Origin of the sequence: Thiolapillus sp. (genome assembly GCF_048562965.1) — a bacterium.
In the GTDB taxonomy this organism is placed as follows: Bacteria; Pseudomonadota; Gammaproteobacteria; order Chromatiales; family Chromatiaceae; genus Thiolapillus; species Thiolapillus brandeum_A.
Genome location: NZ_JBHNMF010000887.1, coordinates 1 through 1,180, shown reverse-complemented (window position 1 = coordinate 1,180; position 1,180 = coordinate 1). Strand labels below are relative to the sequence as shown.

3 protein-coding genes are annotated in these 1,180 nt (G+C 53.4%); 1 reads left to right on the top strand and 2 read right to left on the bottom strand.

Features of this window, described 5'->3' with window-relative positions; translation table 11 throughout:
• Nucleotides 1-97 precede the first annotated feature (97 nt).
• On the bottom strand, nucleotides 98-433 hold the full coding sequence (locus ACOCD2_RS20905) for a hypothetical protein (protein WP_293647014.1): 336 nt from the start codon (nucleotides 431-433) through the stop codon (nucleotides 98-100).
• Nucleotides 434-652: 219 nt separating this feature from the next.
• On the opposite strand from ACOCD2_RS20905, the gene ACOCD2_RS20900 reads away from it, so the two are divergent.
• Nucleotides 653-787 carry a hypothetical protein gene (locus tag ACOCD2_RS20900; RefSeq protein ID WP_293653832.1) on the top strand — a complete coding sequence of 45 codons (135 nt, stop codon included), beginning with the start codon at nucleotides 653-655 and terminating at the stop codon, nucleotides 785-787.
• Here the strand turns inward: ACOCD2_RS20900 and ACOCD2_RS20895 are convergent.
• A partial coding sequence (locus ACOCD2_RS20895; RefSeq protein WP_293675238.1) for a hypothetical protein occupies nucleotides 784-1,180 on the bottom strand: 397 nt, incomplete at its 5' end. The two genes, ACOCD2_RS20900 and ACOCD2_RS20895, sit on opposite strands and share 4 nt — an antisense overlap.

Sequence of the window (1,180 nt, the reverse complement as noted above, 5' to 3'; positions counted from 1 at the left end):
AAGTTGTTGCGTAGTGCTTGGTGACCAGGACGTCTGGGGCACCAATAGGTTGTCAAAGGCCGAGTCGATTTTGGGGACTGGGATGTCCCAAAATCTATCACGAGGCCGAAGACACGCTTGATCTGCGCCCCGATGTACGGGTGTGATGGAGATAGGGCGGATCGCTGTAGATCAGCTCGCGATCCCCGTAGTCATACTCCGCCAGGAACCGGTGAGCACAGTCGTTGACCTTCTTTACCGGATAGTCACATTCAAAAGCGGCCAGTGCCCGCGGGTTGAGGTCAATGCCAATATTGTGCAGTGCTGGGGGCTTACGCTTCATGATCGCCCCGCCGCCCAGGTGGGTCTCAATATAGGTGTCGTGTGGCGGCATCAGGGCGATGATGGGCTGGCACAGTCCGGAGGTCGCCTTCGATCCAAAATAACTGCCCATGGCTGTTGATCCATTCGATGTGTTGGGTCAATGGCATAGACTCGGCGTGCTATGATGTCAAGCCTCTACAGACATGAAAAAGCGATTGTAGATCCATCAAGGCAGGCTTGTACTCATCTTAGGGGTGAGTAGTTACCTTTTTGGAATATAATCACATGGTACCCGACAGTCGTCGTAGCTGTCTTCATTGCATTGCTGCACTACTTGTGGCGTACAAATATGGCGTCGTTCTGGGCTATATGGATCACTTTTGGTGGCAGTCTCATACTCGAGATGGTCTATCGCTTCACTACCGGTCGTGAGTTGCAAACGGTGTTACAACGGACCGGCAAGGCGCTGCACAAAAAAATCTAGAGACGGTGTTCATGGATAGTGGCAGGAAAAAAGTGCTTGTCGAGAAGTACAGCGGGAAGATCGCAGTAGCGTTCATCCGCTGCCAGCCATGGAGAGCGAAGCGAAGGCTGGTAGACCCCAGTAGCCGCGAGGCCGCACTGTTTTCCCGGCGTGCCTTGCGCCAGAGGGAAAACAAAGTAGGCCTCCGAACGCGGCGTCCAGTCATTGGGAGACAAGTACGGAGCAGCAACGAGCTTGCGAAGTTGTTGTGTAGTGCTTGGTGACCAGGACGTCTGGGGCACAAATAGGTTGTCAAAGGCCGAGTCGATTTTGGGGACTGGGATGTCCCAAAATCTATCACGAGGCCGAAGACACGCTTGGTTTGCTTTTGGCTTTTGTTGTATGGTCAGGCTA